The sequence below is a fragment of the Aquisalimonas lutea genome (genome assembly GCF_030409225.1).
Classification (GTDB): Bacteria; Pseudomonadota; Gammaproteobacteria; order Nitrococcales; family Aquisalimonadaceae; genus Aquisalimonas; species Aquisalimonas lutea.
Genome location: NZ_JAUFPK010000001.1, coordinates 798,940 through 814,005, shown reverse-complemented (window position 1 = coordinate 814,005; position 15,066 = coordinate 798,940). Strand labels below are relative to the sequence as shown.

Below are 15,066 nucleotides of genomic sequence, written 5' to 3'. Positions count from 1 at the left end.
TGTCTCACCCCTCCTCGATCTGCAGTGGTGCTCCGCGGAACATGGCGGCCACGGCCGCCGGCGCGGACGGAAAGTAGGCATGATAGTAGGTCGCGGTCAGGCTGCCCCGGCGGTACACGGCCTCGCCGGCGGAGCCGCCGCGAGTGCGCCGGGTTCGGGCCGCCGGCTCCAACTCGGTGTCGAGCCGCGAATGATGAAAGGTATGGCCGCGCAGCTCGCCTTCGGCCAGATCCAGGGACTGCAGCCCCAGCCCCGTGAGCCGCCCGGCCATCACCGCGCGCCCCGGCAGCAGTCCCAGCATGCGGTGGGCCGCGTCATCGCTGTCCACGAGCTCCTCCATGCAGACCATGAGCCCGCCGCATTCCGCCAGAATGGGGCATCCCGCGGCATGATGCGAACGAATGGCGAGCAGCAGCGGGAGATTGTCCGCCAGCCGCCGCGCGTGCAGCTCCGGGTAGCCGCCGGGCAGCCACAGGGCATCACAGGGCGGCAGCGCCTGGTCGCGCAGCGGCGAGAACTCGGTGAGCGTCGCCCCCATGGCCGCCAGCAGCTCCATGTTGGCGCGATAGATGAAGGCGAACGCCTCGTCGCGCGCCACGGCGATGCGCATGCCCTCCAGCAGCGGGGGCGGCCGCACCGGCGCCTCGCCTTCCAGGGTCACCGTGGCGGGCAGCGCCTCCAGGCCGGCATCGCGGAGGATCCCGGCGGCCGTGTCCAGGCGCTCGTCCAGGTCCGTCACCTCGCCGGCCTGCACGAGGCCCAGGTGGCGATCCGGAATATCCAGGGCGGCGTCCCGCGGCACCGCGCCGAGCAGCGGCAGGTCGTCCGGGAGGGCGCCCGCCAGCAGGCGGCCGTGGCCGGCACTGCCCACGCGGTTGGCGATGACGCCGGACAGGTGCACGTCGTCGCGGTAGGCCCTCAGGCCCAGTGCCACAGCGGCGAATGTCTCCGCCATGCCGGCCGCATCGATCACCGGCACCACGGGCAAACCCAGCGACGCCGCCAGGTCGCCGCTGGACGGGCTGCCGTCGAACAACCCCATGGAGCCCTCCACCAGCACCAGGTCGGCCGCGGCGGCCGCGGCGGCGAGGCGCCAGCGACACTCCGCCATGCCTGTCATCCAGGGATGGAGCTGGTAGACGGGGTTGCCGGAGGCGACCTCCAGGACCATCGGATCCAGGTAGTCCGGGCCGTACTTGAACACCCGCACGTCCCGGCCGGCGTTGCGGTGCAGCCGTGCCAGCGCGGCGGTCAGCATGGATTTCCCGGCGCCGGACCCCGGTGCGCTGATCAGCGCGGCCGGCACGTCGCCGCGGATCGTGGTGGCCGAATCACTCATTGGGTTCCTCCCTGCCGGGTTTGCGGGCGCGCCGACGTCGCGCCGCCCGCGGGCACGAACACCTGGGCGCCGTCGACTTCCGCCCGCGCCAGGGGCTGGCCGTACAGGCGCTCCAGGGCCTCGGGGACCAGCATGCGGTCGGCGGCGCCCCAGCAGGCCTCGCCGTCGGGGTACAGCAGCAGCAGGTGATCACACCAGCGCGCCGCCAGATTGATGTCGTGGAGGCACAGGAAGACACCCCGGCCGGCCCGCGCCTCGGCGCGCAGCAGCTCCATCACCGCCACCTGGTGGCGCAGGTCCAGGTGGTTCGTGGGCTCGTCGGCGAGCCAGACCGAGGGCGTCTGCGCAATGGCCGTGGCAATGGCGACGCGCTGGCGCTCCCCGCCCGAGAGCGTGCTCACCAGCCGCGCCTCCAGGGCCGCCAGGTCCATGCGGGCGAGGGCGTCCCGGGCGATGGCGATGTCCTCGGCGGACTCCATGTCCCAGGGCGCCAGGTAGGGGTGGCGGCCCACCAGCACTGTCTCCAGGACGGTGGCGGGAAAGCCGTCCTGGCGCTCCTGGAAAACCACCGCCAGGTGCCGGGCCACGGCCTTGCGGCGGTAGGCCGCCAGCGCCCACCCGTCCAGCAGGACCCGGCCGCGGCGCGGCCGCCGCAAGCCCGCCAGGGTCTGCAGCAGGGTGGTCTTGCCGGCGCCGTTGGGGCCCAGCACGCCCCAGATCTGCCCCGGTCGCACTTCCAGGTCCAGCGGCACGCCGTCCGGCCGCTCCGGGATGTCCATCACCAGGCCCTGGGTACCCAGCACCGTCATCATCGGCTCCGGTAGAGCAGGAACAGGAACGTGGGTACGCCGAGAAGCGCCGTAATGACGCCGACCGGCAGCTGCTCCGGCGCGATCAGGGTGCGCGCCAGGGTATCCGCCAGGGCCAGCAGGGCCCCGCCGGCCAGGGCCGCCGCGGGCAGGATCAGCCGCTGGTCATTGCCCAGCACCAGGCGCAGCATGTGCGGCACCACCAGGCCGACAAAGCCGATGCTGCCGGCCGTGGTCACCGCCACCGCGGTCATCAGGCTGGCCACCACGTACACGGACCACTCCACCACGCGCACGGGCACGCCCAGCGCCGCCGCCTGCAACGGACCCCGCGCCAGCACGTTGAGGCTCCGGGCCATGGGCAGGATCAGCAGGCAGATGCCCGCAAGCATCGCCAGGGCCATCCACGGCGTGCGCGCGTAGGCCAGGTCCCCCATGAGCCAGTACAGCATGCCGGGCAGCTGATCCGTCGGCCCAACGGCCAGCAGGAAGGTGATCAGGGCGCCCCAGCCGGAGGCCACCACGACCCCGGTGAGGAGCAGGCGGGTGGGCGTCCAGCTGCCGGTGCCGTGGGCCAGGCCGAAGACCAGTAGCGTGGACAGCAGCGCGCCGGCGAACGCCGAGCCCGAGACCACCGCCGCGCCCAGGCCGGCCAGCATCGCCCCGAGGGCGCCCACCGCGGCACCGCCGGAGACCCCGAGGACGTAGGGATCCGCCAGCGGATTACGGAGCAGGACCTGCATGAGGGCTCCGGCCGCGGCCAGCAGGCCGCCCACGGCAAATGCGGACAGTGCCCGCGGTGCACGCAGCTCGATCACGAGAGTGCGATGCAGGGGAGCGCCGTCACCGGTGAACACCGCCCACAACTCCGCCGGTCCGACCGGGACGCTGCCCACGGCCACGGCCACGCACACGGAGAGGGCGGCGAACACCGCCAGCAAGGCCAGCGGCAGCACTATGCGGCGCAGCCCGACCCGTCCCGCCGCGGCGCTGCGGGCGGACGACATGTTCTGCTCAGCGGCGCCCACGGACGACCTCCAGGTGCCGGCAGAGCGTCCGCGCGCCCTGGACCAGCCGCGGCGTCGGCCGCTGGATGCTGGACGGCGGTACGAAGAACAGGTTCCCCTGCCGCACGGCCTGCATGTGCTCGAACCGCCGCCATGCATCCAGCCAGCTCGCGTCCGCTTCCCCCATGCCCCCCGTGACGATGGCCTCCGGATCCCGGGCGAGCACGGATTCGCGGTCGACCCGGGGCGTCAGGCTGTCCAGGTCGCCGAAGACATTGACACCTCCGCAGAGGGCGGCCACCTGGCTGATCAGGTGCTCGTCGTTCACCGTCATCAGCGGATCCGGCCAGACCTGGTAGAACACGCGCACCGGGTCGCGATCGGCGTAACGGGCGCGGATCGACGCGATGGCATCGCGATACTCCGCCGCCGCGGCATTCGCCGCGCCGGCTGACCCGGCGAGACGTCCCAGGCGTTCCAGGGTTCTGGCCACGTCGTCCAGCGCCCGTGGCTCGGAGAGGTAGATCGGCTGGTCCAGCTGCCGCAGACGCTCGAGCTGCTCCGCCGGGTTGCCGCTGATCCAGCCCACCACGAGATCCGGGCGCCGTGCCAGCAGGGCCTCCATGTCCAGGCGCTTGTAGCTGCCGATCCGGGGGATGGTGCGCGCCTCCGGCGGGTAGTCGCTGTGGGTAACCGCGCCCACGATGCGGTCACCGGCGCCCGCGGCGAAAAGCAGCTCCGTGGCCCCCGGCGACAGGGACACGATGCGGCGGGCGGGCTGGTCGAGGCAGACCTCGCGCTCGGCGTCGTCGACGACGCACACCGACGCCGCCGCCGGGACGCCGGCGAGCGCAGGCCCCGCCAGCACCAGCAGCGCCGCGGCGGAGCGCAGCCAGCGGCGGATACGACGGCCGCACCTCACTGCTTGCCTCCGATCAGCACCATGCACCTCGTTCACCCATGCAAGCATCCGGTGGACGGAGCGCGCCACCGGCCTCATTCCGGCATCGCTGCCGGCCCCTGGCACTCTCCCGGCACGGGAAGCGTGGGGGCCTGGCACGCTCAGCGCACCCCGTAGCGGACGCTGACAAAGGCGCTGCGGCCGGCGTTGCGGTAGCCTCCGGCCGTTTCGTAGTCCTTGTCGAAGACGTTGTCGACGGTCAGGCGCGCCGACCAGTTGCGCGCAAAGGCCCAGCCGGCCCGGAGATTGACCAGGCCGTACCCGGACAGCCAGTCGTCGTTGGCGGCATCATCGTAGCGGCCGCCCTGGACGATGCCCGTGGCGCCGACGGTCACCGGGCCGAAGGCGCGGTCCACGTCCACGCGCAGGCTCCGCGTGGTCCGGCGACGCAGGCGGTTGCCCGTGTCCGTATCCCGCGGGTCGGTGAGCGACAGCGCCGAGCGCAGCTGCCACGGCCCCAGCTCGGCACCTGCGGCCAGCTCGGCACCATTGATGCGCGCCCGGTCCACGTTGGTGGGCCGGGTCACGCCGCCGGCATCCACCTCGTTCTGGATGAGGTCGTCGACATGGGTCTGGTACACGGCCACGTCCCAGAATGCGCGCCGGTACTGGCCGCGGAACCCGAGCTCCGCCGTCTGCGAGCGCTCCGGATCCAGGTCCGGGTTGCCCTCGAAGATGAAGCCGAAGCCGTAGTCGGTGTAGGGGAAGTACAGATCATTGAACGTCGGCGCCCGGAACGCGGTTCCGTAGCTCATGCGGATGCGGTGGTTGCGGTCCAGATCGTGGCCCATGGCCATGCCGCCGGTGACGTGCTCGCCGAACGCCTCGTTGTCGTCCATGCGCAGGCTGAGCTGGATGTCCGTGTCGCCGAAATCCAGCAGCGTCTGGCCGTACAGCGCGGCGTTGTCGCGCTGATCCTCCGTGAACGCCGTGGTGCTGTCCACGTCGTCGCGCAGGAAGTCGGCGCCCACGACGAGCTCGTGATCCCCGAAGAAGACGTGATTGTCCCAGCGCAGGTTGCGCGAGCGGGTGTCGAAGACCGAGCCGTCGGAGCTCTCCTGCTCGTCCCGGGCCTCGCTCACCTGCAGCTCGCCCACCCACCCGGTGGTGAGCGGGATCTGCGCGGTCAGGCCGGTGGCCTGGACCATGAAGTCCGTGTCGCCGCCGTCGTACTCCGTATTGCCCTGGGCGCGAAACCCCAGCAATCCCAGCTCCACGCCGCTGTCGAAGCGGTGCGTAACGCGGCCGATGCCGGCGCTGTTGCGAAAGCCCCGATCCTCGCCGTCCTCCTTGACCGGCTGCCCGTCGGTGGCGAAGTGGTTGCCGGCGAGGCTCCAGGACGTCCCGTCGCTGCTGCCGGCGAAACCGGCGCCGTATTCGTGGGCGTCGAACGAGCCGCCCCCGGCCCGGAGCCACCGCGAATCCCCCTCGCGGCCGTCCGGCGTGAACCCCTGCACGACGCCGCCCACCGCGTCGGCGCCGTAGAGGCTCGACCGCGGCCCCCGCACGATCTCCATGCGCTCGATGAGCTGCGGCGGAATGAACTGCCAGGGGGCGCCGCCGCTGGTGGCGGAGCGGATGCGGATGCCGTCGATGAGAAGCACGGTGGATTCGCTTCCGGTCCCGCGGGTGTAGACGCTGGTGGTCTTGCCGAAGGAGCCGTTGGTGGTCAGATCGATGCCGGGCTGGCCGCGAAGCACGTCGCTCAGCTCGCGCGGCTGCTGGCGCCGCAGCTGCTCGTCGTCGATGACCGTCACCGCGGACAGGCTGCTCTCCGCTGTCTCCGTGGACAGCGTGGGAGTGACGAGCACGGGATTGAGGCGGACACTGTCGCCGTCGTTCGCCTGGGCGACGAACGGCGCCATGCAGGCTGCCGCGACGGCTGCCCGGGCGGTATGTATGAAACGCATTGTCGTCCCCTTGCTGCCGTGCCACCCGCACGGACTTGCTGTGGTTATGGTCCGGGGCGCGTTGGGGGACGGTCAGGCGGGCGGATGGCGTGCACTCCTGCCGGCCTGTGCGTCGCCCTCCGCAACGCGCGGCAATCCCGGCAGGCCGGTCTACGGGCTGATGAGCGGAATGGGAGCCATTCCCGGGCGGCCGCCTTCCCGTGCTCGCGCACAGTGGCCTCGTGGCCGCCTTTGACTCAAACACCGTTGCGGGGGCAGCGTCGGAATAGGGCCTTGCGCCGCGGAGGGCGGGCCGGTACCGACTTCCCGTTTCATCCCGGGGGCAGTGGCAAACACCCCGGGACACCTGCCGAGAGGTCTGGCAACTTAGCAAGGGGGGCATGGGGAGTCAAACCGCGGGGCGGACGGGGATCGGCCATGGTGCCGTTGGGTCAGGCTTCGACGCGGCGTCCGGTGGAGGGGCTCTGGGAGGTCGCGACTGACGTCGCTCCTACGGCGGGGCCGCACCAGGTTGCAGGTTGTAGGAGCGGCTTCAGCCGCGACCTTCCAGGGCATCGCTCCGCCGGGGTGGTCGGGGCTGAAGCCCCTCCTACAGCACCCTACGAGAGCGCCCTCCTCCGCCGACTCCCGCCGTAGGAGCGACCTCAGTCGCGACCTCCCAGAGCATCGTCCAGGCGCGCCAGGCCCGCGCTGTCCGGCGGCAGCCCGAAGCGCAGGGCAGGCGGGTCCTGGAACCGCCGGACCAGGATCCCGCGCCGCGCCAGGCGCTCCTGTACCGCTGCCGCCTCGGCGTGGGGGCAATAGCGGAACAGCGCCGTGCCTCCCGCCGGCTCCAGCCCGTGCCGGACCAGAACCGTGTCCAGCTCGTCCGCGGCACGGGCCAGCCACCCGCGGGCTTCCGCCTGCCAGGCGGCATCCGCCAGCGCCCGCGCCATGATCCAGCGGGCCGGATGACTCACGGCCCAGGGACCCAGGCGCTCTCCCAGGGCACGGCAGAGGCCGTCCGGGCCGAACGCGAGCCCGCCCCGCAGCCCCGCCAGGCCGAAGAACTTGCCCACCGAGCGCAGCACCACCAGCCCGTCCGGCCCCGCGGACGGCACCAGGCTCCGTCCGGGGTCGGCATCCACGAAGGCCTCGTCCAGGACGAGCCAGCCGCCGCGGGCGGCCAGGGTCCGGTGCCAGGACCGAAGGCGCTCCGCGTCCACGACAAGCCCGGTGGGATTGTTGGGATGAATCCAGACCAGGACGTCCAGCTCGCCGATCCACCGGTCCACGTCGTCGTGGCCGACGGCGACCACCGTGTGGCCCGCCTGCCGCCACCACCAGGCGTGCTCGGCGTAGCCCGGCTCCGGCACCCCGACCCGGCCGGGACCACGCAGCCGGGGCAGCGCCTGGATGGCGGCCTGGGTGCCGGCCACGGGCAGGCACCCGGCCGTGTCCGGGGCACCCGACCATCGTCGCGCCACCGCGTCCAGGCCGTCGTCCGTCTCCGGCAGGCGCTGCCAGACGGACTCCGGCACGGCGGGTACCGGCCACGGCCGGGGGTTGATCCCGGTGGACAGGTCCAGCCAGTCGGCCCGGGGGATGCCGTACCGGGCCGCCGCCCGGTTCAGCCGGCCGCCGTGGTCAGGGACCATGCAACGCCTCCTGCAAGAATGAGTACCAGCCACAGCACCACGGCCCGGCGGACCAGCGCAACGGCGGCCGCGATGGTATGCGCCCCGGGCGCCGCTCCTTCACCGAGACGGGGCCGCTGACGCCAGCCGCCCGGGTAGGGCGCCGGGCCGCCCAGGGCGACGCCCAGGGCACCCGCGCCGGCGGCCATGACGGGCCCGGCGTTGGGGCTGGACCACCCGGCCGCCTGCGCCCGCCAGCAACGCAGCGCGGCGCCGGAGCGTCCCGCCAGGGCATAGCTCAGCGCCGTCAGCCGTGCGGGCGCCCAGTTGAGGGCGTCATCCAGGCGGGCCGCCACGCGCCCGAAGCGGTCGAACCGCGGCGTGTGATACCCCCACATGGCGTCCAGCGTGTTCACCAGCCGATGCAGCACCACCCCGGGCAGCCCGGCGAGCACGTACCAGAACAGGCTGGCGAAGACCGCGTCGGCGCCGTTCTCCAGGACCGACTCCACGGCGGCCCCGGCAACCCCGGCCTCGTCCAGCCGCTCGGCATCCCGGCTGACCAGCGCGGCGACGCCGCGCCGCGCCCCGGCGAGATCGCCGGCGGCCAGCGGCAGCGCCACCGCGCGGGCGTGCTCGCCCAGGCTGCGCAGGCCCACGGCCAGGTACAGCACCACCGCGTCCAGCACCAGCAGTGGCAGGACAGGCAGCGTCGCGGCGGCCCAGACGGCCGCCGCCACGGGCGGCGCCAGCAGCAGGCCGGCCGCCAGCGCACCGGTCGCGACCCCGGCGTCGGAGCCCGCATTGAGCCTGCGCTCCAGCCAGGCGGCCAGGCTACCGAAGGCCACCAGCGGGTGGCCGCGGCGGGGCTCGCCCGCCAGGGCGTCCAGCGTCAGGGCCGCGATACATGCCAGGGCCGTGTGCATGGACAGGGACCAGCCTCCAGAGCGACGCCGGCAGGGCGGCCGGAAACGCGACAGTCTACCCGCTCCTGCAGGCAAGACGAACCGCCGTGGCACGACTTGACAGTCGCCGGTGGCGGACCGACCATCAAGCGCCCTGCAGTCACAGGAACCTGTACCCATGACGGCGGAGCCCCCCTGGAACGCCCCCATTCCCGCACCGGACGCGGCCGTGGCGGAAGCCGCCCGGGCGCACCAGCGGCGGCTCACCAAGCCCCCCGGCTCCCTCGGGCGGCTGGAGGATCTGGCCGTCCGCCTCGCCGCCCAGCAGGGAACCGTCGCGCCGGCGGCGGAGCGCGTGGCGATCGTGGTCTTCGCCGCCGACCACGGGGTCTGCGACGAGGGCGTGTCGGCGTTCCCCCGGACCGTTACCGCACAAATGGTGGCGAACTTCGCCCACGGCGGCGCTGCCGTCAGCGTCCTGGCGCGGGCGCTGGATGCCGGCCTGGAGGTGGTCAATGTCGGCACGGCGGAGCCGACCCCGCCGGTGGCCGGCGTGGTGGATGCCATGGTGGCCCGGGGCACGCGCAACCTGGCGCGGGAGCCGGCGATGACCCCGGCGGAACGGGATGCCGCCCTGCGCGTCGGCGACGACGCCGCCGGGCGTGCCGCCGACAGCGGTGCGGAGCTGTTCGTCGGCGGCGACATGGGCATCGGCAACACCACCAGCGCGGCGGCCCTGGCCTGCGCCCTGCTCGAGGAGACACCCGAGACGCTGGTCGGCCGGGGGACCGGCGTCGATGATGCCGGCCTGGAGCGCAAGCGCGAGGCCGTCGCCCGCGGTCTCGCCCGGCACGGGACCGGGACGGAGCCCCTGGCCGTGCTGGCCTCCCTGGGCGGGCTGGAGATCGCGGCGCTCACCGGGGCCATCCTGGGCGCGGCGCGGCGCCGCATGCCGGTGCTGGTGGACGGCTTCATCGTCTCCGTGGCGGCTCTCGTCGCCGTCCGCCATGCACCGGCGGCAGCGCACTGGCTGCACTTCGCCCACCGCTCCGCCGAGGCCGGCCACGACACGGTCCTGGCGGCCCTGGAGGCGGCGCCGTTGCTGGATCTCGGCATGCGCCTGGGCGAGGGCAGCGGTGCGGCAATGGCGGTGCCGCTGCTGCGCTCGGCCTGCCGGGTGCACAATGACATGGCCACGTTCGAGTCCGCAGGCGTGAGCGATGGCGGCTGAGGACGCACGCTCCACCCGGGTGGACCTGCTGCGCCACGGCCAGCCCGAGGGCGGCCAGCTCTATCGCGGCCACCGGGACGACCCCCTGAGCCATCTCGGCTGGGAGCAGATGCGCGCGGCCACCGGGGCCGACGAGGCGTGGGATATGGTCATCACCTCCCCGCTGCTGCGCTGCCGGGCCTTCGCCCAGGCCCTGGCCGACGAGCGGGGCCTTCCCCTGCACGTGGAAGCGGCGTTCAAGGAGATCTCCTTCGGTCGCTGGGAAGGCCTGAAGACCGAGGAGATCCTCGCCCGGGACGGCGACCGGCTGGCCGCGTTCTGGTCCGACGGCGACCGCTATCCGCCACCCGGCGGCGAACGGCTCAGCGCCTTCCACGCCCGGGTCCGGGAGGGCTGGCTGCGGTGGCGCGCGGCGCTGGGCGGCCAGCGCGTCCTCGTGGTCACCCACGGCGGCGTCATCCGCATGCTGGTCGCCTGCGTCCTGGACGTTCCCCCGGCGCGTGTCATGGCCGGGCTTCACGTGCCCTACGCCTGCCGCAGCCGCATCCGGCTGGACCATACCGAGCACGGCCTGCTGAGCTGCCTCATGGCCCACGGGGTGCCCGACTGATGCTGCGCGGGCTCCTGTTGGCCACGGCGTTTCTCACCCGCATCCCCGTACGGCTGCCCGCCGGCACCGGCGACGCCGATCAGGGCATGGCCATCGCCCTGTACCCCGCGGTGGGGCTGGCCCTGGGCGCCTGTGTCGCGGCGCTGGGGGCGGCGCTCGCCGGCCTGGGCACACCCTCGCTCGTGGCCGCGGTGGTGCTGGTGGCCGCGTTCACCGCGGTCACCGGCGGGCTGCATCTGGACGGCCTGGCCGACACGGCCGACGCCTGGCTGGGCGGCCACGGCGACCGGGAACGCATGCTGGCGATCATGAAGGATCCGGCCTGCGGCCCGGCCGGGGTCATGGTTATCGTCCTGGCGCTGGCGGCCAAGATCGCGTCCGCGGCCGCGCTGCTGGACACCGGCGCCGGCTGGGCCGTCCTGGCGCTTGCGCCCATGCTGGCGCGCACGGCCTGTGCGTGGCTGTTTCCCCTGCTCGCCTACGTGCGTCCGGGCGGGCTCGGGGAAGCGGGGGCGGAACACCTGCGCACCGGCTCCCTGGCGGCCACCAGCGGCCTTGCGCTGCTACTGGCGCTGGTAGCCGGTGGTACGGCAGGGGCCGTCATGGCGGGGGTGGCTGCGGGTGTGCTGGTGCTCGGAGTGGCCTGGATGCGCCGCACGCTGGGCGGTTTCACCGGGGATACGGCGGGCGCGCTGCTGGAGTGCACCGAGGTCGCGGCCCTTGTCGCCGGTGCGACGGTGCTGGGCCCGTAGTCGCCTGGAGCGCGCCGTTGACTGCGGCGGCGGCACGCCGGGGGTCAGCTCTCCGGCAAGCGCCCCTTGAGCACCCAGGGCAGGCCGGCGACGGTGAACACCACGGTATCGCAGCGCGCGGCCAGGGCCTGGTTGAGCCGGCCCAGCTCGTCGGCGAAGCGCCGCGTCAGGGCCTCCATGCCGATGCCCCCGAGACCGACCTCGTTGCTGACCATGACGACACGGCCGGGATACGCCTCCAGGGCCGCCAGGAACGCCGTGCGCTCCCGGGCGAGGCGATCCTCGCCGGCGGCGAGGAGGTTGCTCAGCCACAGGGTCATGCAGTCCACCAGCAGTGCGGGCGCCGCCGGCGCCCGCGCGTGCAGCACGCCCGCCAGTTCCAGGGGCTCCTCCGCCAGGGCCCAGTCGGCCGGGCGCCGCGCCTGGTGGTCGCGAATGCGTGCCGCCATCTCGTCGTCGCCCGCCGTCGCCGTGGCGACGTAGCATACCGGTGCGCCGGAAGCGGCCACCAGGCGCTCCGCCAGGGCGCTCTTGCCGGAGCGCACGCCTCCGAGGACAAGTCCGTGCTCCATGGCGCGGCATGATAGCAGGTTCGGGAACGCGTCCCGCCGGTGGGCGGTGCGGCTGCAAAAAGAAGGCCCGGCGCAGGCGCCGGGCCGGGTCGTCGTCCGCTGACGGTGGGAGTCGTTACAGGTCCAGGGCGTCGCGGATCACCGTCACGGCGTCCTGCTCGCCATCGGCGGTGGTCACCCCCGCGAGCCAGCGCTCGACCAGCTCGGGCTTGTCCCGCATCAGGGCGCGGCCCGCCTCGGCGTAGCCCATTTCTTCCTCGGTCACGTAGCCCTGGCCGATGCTCTGCTCTTCCACGGAGATCTTGAACTGCTCCAGCAGCCGGCCCACGTTCCGGCACCGGTCGGTGTAGCCGCTGGTGGCCACCGTGTAGACCGTGGCACCACCCTGGTTGGGGCCGAAGTAGTCCGCGCCGCCGTCCAGGTACGCCATGTCGTAGTTGGTGTTCATCGGATGGGGCGCCCAGCCCAGAAAGACCACCCATTCCTCGCGGTCGGTGGCCCGGTCCACCTGGGTGAGCATGCCGGCCTCGGAGGACTCCATGAGCTCCCAGTCACCCAGGCCGTAGGCGTCGTCCTCGATCATGTCCAGGATCATCTGGTTGCCGTCATTGCCCGCCTCGATGCCGTAGAAGCGGCCGTTGAAGCGCTCCTTGTGCTCGTCGAGGTCCTCGAAGTGGGTCACGCCGGCGTCGTGGACGTACTGCGGCACCGCCAGGGTGTACTTGGCGCCTTCCAGGTTGGCGGTCACCTGCTCCATGTCCCCGGACTCCAGGTGCGGCTCCACCATGCTCTTCTGGGTGGGCAGCCACAGGCCCAGGAAGATATCCCGCTCGCCGCTGGAGACCGCCTGGAAGGCGATGGGGACCGAGGCCGTGGTGACGTTGGTCTCGTAGCCGAGCTCGTCGAGCATCCAGGCCATGGTCTGCGTCTTGACCGTCACCCCGGTCCAGCTGACGTTGGCGAAACCGACCTGGCGGCACTCCTCCGGTGCCGCCGCGTTCGCGCCGGCCGTTGCCGCGCCCAGGGTCAGTGCCGCCGCAATTCCGAGCATACCGTGTTTCATTGTCTTGTTACCTCCCCACATGCGCTGCCGTATCACGGGCGCGTGTGTTCGTGGAATGGGACATGAGGCGGCTGGACCGCCCGCTGCCACCATCAACTTTAATTGAATAATCAATCAATATCAAATAGAATGGCGGGCAGGTCATCGGGCAAGCCAGGCACAAGGAGCAGGCGGTCATGCCGAAACGCGGAATGGAGCCCATCCGGCAGATGCAGTTCATCGAGGCCACCGTGCAGATCATCCACGAGGAAGGACTGCACGGGACCACGCTGTCCCGCGTGGCCCGGCGGGCCGGGGCCTCGCCGGGGCTGGTGGCGCACTACTTCGGCGACAAGTCCGGCCTGCTGCACGCGACGTTCCGGCACCTGGCGCGTGCCCTGGGCACGGAATTCCGCGACCGGCTCATCGGCATTCGCGAGCCCCGGGCCCGGCTCATGGCGGTGATCGACGCCAACTTCGCCGAATCCCAGTCCAGCCCGGCGGTGGTGAGCGCCTGGCTGGCATTCTGGGGGCAGGTCAATCACCGGCCGGAGCTGGCCCGCGTACAGCGCGTGGTGACCGGCCGGCTGAAGAGCAACCTGCTCTACAGCCTCAGGGAGCTGGCGGATGCCGAAGCGGCCGAGCGCATCGCCTCGGGCCTGGCGGTCATGATCGACGGGCTGTGGCTGCGCGCCATGCTGCGCACCGGCGGCCTGAACGTCGCCGAGGCCCGGAGCATGGCCCGCGACTACCTCACGGCGCACCTGCTAGCACATCAATCGGAGATGATGAATGCCTGAATTCAGTGATCGCCTGCTGTGGATCAACGGCGCCCCGGTGGACGCCGTCGCCGGCGAGCGCTTCCCGACCCGGAACCCGGCCACCGGGGAGGTCCTTGCCGAGATGGCGCTCGCGGGGGCCGAGGACGTCGACCGCGCCGTCGCCGCGGCACAGGAAGGCCAGCGCCACTGGGCGGCCATGAGCGGCACCGCCCGCGGGCGGGTCCTGCAGCGCACCGCCGAGCTGCTGCGCACGCACCGCCAGGAGCTGGCGGAACTGGAGTGCCTGGACGGCGGCAAGCCCATCGCCGAGACGCCGGAAGCGGACGTGGACTCGGGCGCCGACTGCCTGGAGTACTTCGCCGGCCAGGCCTCGTCGCTGCAGGGGGAATACCAGGAGGTCGACGGCGGATTCTTCTACACCCGGCCGGAACCCCTGGGCGTCTGCGCCGGGATCGGCGCCTGGAACTACCCGCTGCAGATCGCCTGCTGGAAGTCCGCCCCGGCCCTCGCCGCCGGTAACGCCATGATCTTCAAGCCGGCCGAGCTCACGCCCCTGTCGGCCATGCGCCTGGCGGAGCTCTTCAAGGAGGCCGGGCTGCCCGACGGCGTCTTCAACGTCGTGCACGGCTTCGCGGAAACGGGCCGGGCGCTGGTGCGCCATCCGGGGGTGGCCAAGGTGTCCCTCACCGGCGAGGCCGGCACCGGCAAGGCCGTCATGCGGGACGCCGCCGATACCCTCAAGGCCGTCACCATGGAGCTCGGCGGCAAGTCGCCGCTCATCGTCTGGGACGACGCCGCCCTCGACGACGCCGTCTCGGGCGCGCTGCTGGGCAACTTCTACACCCAGGGCGAGATCTGCACCAACGGCACGCGGGTGTTCGTCCACGAGGACGTTCTGGAGGACTTCCTGGAGCGCCTGCGCGTACGCACCGGCCGGCTGAAGATCGGCAACCCCATCGAGCCGGACACCGACGTGGGCGCCATGATCTCGCCGGAGCACGGCGAGCACGTCCTCGTCTACATCGAGCGCGGCCGCAGCGAGGGTGCGCGGCTCGTCGCCGGCGGCGGGCGCGTGGAGGTGCCCGGCTGCGAGGGGGGCTGCTTCGTCGCCCCGACCATTTTCGCCGACTGCCGCGACGACATGACCATCGTGCGCGAGGAGATCTTCGGCCCCGTGATGTCCGTGCTGTCCTTCCGCGACGAGGACGAGGTGATCCGCCGGGCCAATGCCACCGACTACGGGCTCGCCGCAGGGGTGTTCACCCGTGATCTCAACCGTGCGCACCGTGTGGTGGCGGCGCTGGATGCCGGGACCTGCTGGATCAACCACTACAATCTCACGCCCATCGAGATGCCCTTCGGCGGCGTCAAGCACTCCGGCATCGGCCGCGAGAACAGCCGCCACGCGCTCACTCACTATACCCGGCTGAAGAGCGTGTTCGTGGCCTCCGGCGGCGTCGACGCCCCCTACTGAACCACCTTCCAGCGGTGCGCGGCCTCCGGGCCGTGGCGCCCCGGCAAGCGGAGCCC

The 15,066-nt window shown here is 72.5% G+C and carries 14 protein-coding genes and 1 riboswitch; of the genes, 5 read left to right on the top strand and 9 right to left on the bottom strand.

Features of this window, described 5'->3' with window-relative positions; genetic code table 11:
• Positions 1-4 precede the first annotated feature (4 nt).
• The 7 genes from QWY84_RS03895 to cbiB form a co-directional block, all read right to left on the bottom strand.
• Positions 5-1,339, bottom strand: coding sequence for a cobyrinic acid a,c-diamide synthase CobB (locus QWY84_RS03895; protein WP_290201142.1), 1,335 nt, complete (start codon positions 1,337-1,339; stop codon positions 5-7).
• On the bottom strand, positions 1,336-2,151 hold the full coding sequence (locus tag QWY84_RS03890) for an ABC transporter ATP-binding protein (protein WP_290201141.1): 816 nt from the start codon (positions 2,149-2,151) through the stop codon (positions 1,336-1,338). Before QWY84_RS03890 ends, QWY84_RS03895 begins: the two co-directional genes overlap by 4 nt.
• A complete protein-coding gene (locus QWY84_RS03885) occupies positions 2,148-3,155 on the bottom strand; it encodes a FecCD family ABC transporter permease (RefSeq protein ID WP_290202668.1) in 1,008 nt (335 codons plus the stop codon). Before QWY84_RS03885 ends, QWY84_RS03890 begins: the two co-directional genes overlap by 4 nt.
• A gap of 7 nt (positions 3,156-3,162) precedes the next feature.
• The gene (locus tag QWY84_RS03880; protein WP_494337365.1) at positions 3,163-4,077 is read right to left on the bottom strand and encodes a cobalamin-binding protein; all 915 of its coding nucleotides are present in this window, start codon (positions 4,075-4,077) and stop codon (positions 3,163-3,165) included.
• A 140-nt stretch (positions 4,078-4,217) separates the two neighbouring features.
• Positions 4,218-6,026 carry a TonB-dependent receptor domain-containing protein gene (locus QWY84_RS03875; RefSeq protein WP_290201140.1) on the bottom strand — a complete coding sequence of 603 codons (1,809 nt, stop codon included), beginning with the start codon at positions 6,024-6,026 and terminating at the stop codon, positions 4,218-4,220.
• Positions 6,027-6,152: 126 nt separating this feature from the next.
• A riboswitch (cobalamin riboswitch) is annotated at positions 6,153-6,391 on the bottom strand.
• A gap of 279 nt (positions 6,392-6,670) precedes the next feature.
• The gene (cobD, locus tag QWY84_RS03870) at positions 6,671-7,663 is read right to left on the bottom strand and encodes a threonine-phosphate decarboxylase CobD (protein ID WP_290201139.1); all 993 of its coding nucleotides are present in this window, start codon (positions 7,661-7,663) and stop codon (positions 6,671-6,673) included.
• Positions 7,636-8,568, bottom strand: a complete 933-nt coding sequence (gene cbiB, locus QWY84_RS03865; protein ID WP_290201138.1) for an adenosylcobinamide-phosphate synthase CbiB — start codon at positions 8,566-8,568, stop codon at positions 7,636-7,638. Before cbiB ends, cobD begins: the two co-directional genes overlap by 28 nt.
• Before the next feature lie 157 nt (positions 8,569-8,725).
• On the opposite strand from cbiB, the gene cobT reads away from it, so the two are divergent.
• The 3 genes from cobT to QWY84_RS03850 are packed head-to-tail and all read left to right on the top strand — an operon-like array spanning position 8,726 to position 11,140.
• Positions 8,726-9,778: a nicotinate-nucleotide--dimethylbenzimidazole phosphoribosyltransferase gene (cobT, locus tag QWY84_RS03860; protein WP_290201137.1), complete on the top strand. Its 1,053-nt coding sequence runs from the start codon at positions 8,726-8,728 to the stop codon at positions 9,776-9,778.
• Complete coding sequence (locus QWY84_RS03855; RefSeq protein ID WP_290201136.1) at positions 9,768-10,388, top strand: histidine phosphatase family protein; 621 nt, start codon at positions 9,768-9,770, stop codon at positions 10,386-10,388. Before cobT ends, QWY84_RS03855 begins: the two co-directional genes overlap by 11 nt.
• Positions 10,388-11,140, top strand: coding sequence for an adenosylcobinamide-GDP ribazoletransferase (locus QWY84_RS03850; RefSeq protein WP_290201135.1), 753 nt, complete (start codon positions 10,388-10,390; stop codon positions 11,138-11,140). Before QWY84_RS03855 ends, QWY84_RS03850 begins: the two co-directional genes overlap by 1 nt.
• A gap of 44 nt (positions 11,141-11,184) precedes the next feature.
• Here QWY84_RS03850 and cobU read toward each other — a convergent pair whose 3' ends face one another.
• Both cobU and QWY84_RS03840 read right to left on the bottom strand, forming a co-directional pair.
• Positions 11,185-11,712, bottom strand: a complete 528-nt coding sequence (gene cobU / locus QWY84_RS03845; protein WP_290201134.1) for a bifunctional adenosylcobinamide kinase/adenosylcobinamide-phosphate guanylyltransferase — start codon at positions 11,710-11,712, stop codon at positions 11,185-11,187.
• A gap of 115 nt (positions 11,713-11,827) precedes the next feature.
• Positions 11,828-12,775, bottom strand: coding sequence for an ABC transporter substrate-binding protein (locus QWY84_RS03840; RefSeq protein WP_290201133.1), 948 nt, complete (start codon positions 12,773-12,775; stop codon positions 11,828-11,830).
• A gap of 176 nt (positions 12,776-12,951) precedes the next feature.
• Between QWY84_RS03840 and betI the strand changes: the two genes are divergently transcribed.
• Both betI and betB read left to right on the top strand, forming a co-directional pair.
• Positions 12,952-13,554: a choline-binding transcriptional repressor BetI gene (gene betI / locus QWY84_RS03835; protein ID WP_290201132.1), complete on the top strand. Its 603-nt coding sequence runs from the start codon at positions 12,952-12,954 to the stop codon at positions 13,552-13,554.
• A complete protein-coding gene (betB, locus tag QWY84_RS03830) occupies positions 13,547-15,010 on the top strand; it encodes a betaine-aldehyde dehydrogenase (RefSeq protein WP_290201131.1) in 1,464 nt (487 codons plus the stop codon). Before betI ends, betB begins: the two co-directional genes overlap by 8 nt.
• Positions 15,011-15,066 lie beyond the last annotated feature (56 nt).